The 1462-nt window shown below is 64.2% G+C and carries 3 protein-coding genes; all 3 read right to left on the bottom strand.

From position 1 onward, the window contains the following. A partial coding sequence (locus tag EOA22_RS33360) for a 3-hydroxyacyl-CoA dehydrogenase NAD-binding domain-containing protein (protein ID WP_245478754.1) occupies nucleotides 1-285 on the bottom strand: 285 nt, incomplete at its 3' end. Next, nucleotides 285-1154 (bottom strand): hypothetical protein, encoded by an 870-nt coding sequence (locus tag EOA22_RS33355; protein ID WP_063168742.1) that lies wholly within the window; start codon nucleotides 1152-1154, stop codon nucleotides 285-287. The genes EOA22_RS33360 and EOA22_RS33355, both read right to left, overlap by 1 nt. Before the next feature lies 1 nt (nucleotide 1155). After that, nucleotides 1156-1462, bottom strand: a 307-nt coding sequence (locus tag EOA22_RS33350; protein ID WP_164756168.1) for an NIPSNAP family protein, incomplete at its 5' end; no start/stop codon positions are given.

The raw sequence follows: 1462 nt of genomic DNA, 5'->3' as shown, positions 1-1462 counted from the left end.
CCGGCGCTTGAGGGCCAGGTCTTCCGGACCGTTCTCCTGCACGAAATCGACGCCTTGGAGCGTCTCGGCGAGCGTCGGAAAAAGATGGATCTCGCCGGGCGAGGGCGAGGATCCCTTCAACGCGTCTAGGTCGGCCATGAGTGCAGGCAGCACCTCGTTGAAAGCCGCTTCGCGCCGCTCTGTCGGGTCGAACACGCGCACCGCGTGGCCGGCATGGGCAAAGCAAGCCGTCCAGCGCTGCCCGATGACGCCGAAACCGACAATGCCGATGGTCAGTTTTTCCATCATCCGGCCCTCCTGCCGTCAAGCGCAGCGCGGAAGGCCTCGTTGAGGTCGTTCCACGGGATGAGAAGATCGATCCAAGCGCCAACCCGCCCGGTAGCCAGGATCGCCTCGTCCATCAGCGCACCGAGCGGATAGTTGCCGTCCATCGCCGCCTTGAGCCGGAAAAGCAGGGCAGGCGTTTCCTCCATGTGGCAGAAATCGCGTAGCCGGGTCGCGGTCTTGTCGAGCGCGATTGCTGCCGCCTGGCGCAGCACCAATTCGTCCTTCCGGCCGCGCTCGGCGCGGATCCACCAGAGGAATTCGTGCAGCACCCGCGCTTCTGATTCCGCGGTGAAGACAGGCCCTGCCGGGTGCATGATGGCGCGTGACGCGGTGACCCGGCTGATGTCGGCGGGACAGAACACCCACAGCGCCTTGCGAGCGGCAATGATATCCTGTGGCAGCGACGATGGCGGCGAAGGCTCGGACACGCCGCCATCCGACCGGACAAGCGTGCCTTCCAGGATGCGGCGGCCCTGGTCCTGTTTCAGTGTCGCGGCAAGTTCGGCAATGCCTTCCACCGGCGCGTCGAGATGGCCGAGAACGGTGATCTCGGCATTCTCCGCCTGAAGCGGCGCGAAGGTGATTTCGAGGAACTGCCGCACCGGCCAGTAGATGAATGCGCCGGCGGTCGCGGAAAGCACATGCGTAGCACCCTCGATATCCTCGACGAAGGGAGCATGCCAATAGATATGGCTGCCGGCGATCTTCGGCGTGTGCAGCTGCAGACGCATCGGCAAGGCCGAAAGCAGCGCGCGGCGCGTGCGCTCGGCATCGCCAGTCAGGCGCAGCGGCCAGCTGCGCCCCTCGGTCGAGAAAGTCAGGTCCATCTTATTTTCCCGGATTGAAGAACGAGACGGGTTTGAGGATCTGGTTGCGCATGTCGAGCAGATAGTCGGTCTCGATCACCTTGCGCCGGTAGGCCTGCCATTCCGGGTCTGCCTCCATGCGGTCGCGCCGCTCCTCCCGGTCGGCAAGGCTTTCATATCTCCACAGATGCACGGTGCGCGAGAGGTCGCCGATATGCGTCTGGAAGAAGCCGAAGGGCTCGCCCAGATAATGCCGCTGCATCGGCAGGCCGACGTCCTCGTAGAGTTTGAGGAAATGCGACAGCTTGTTGGGGCGGGCGGTGTAGGTG

Source organism: Mesorhizobium sp. M7A.F.Ca.US.014.04.1.1 (assembly GCF_003998745.1).
GTDB classification, from domain to species: domain Bacteria; phylum Pseudomonadota; class Alphaproteobacteria; order Rhizobiales; family Rhizobiaceae; genus Mesorhizobium; species Mesorhizobium ciceri.
This window is presented reverse-complemented; position numbering and strand designations above follow the sequence as displayed.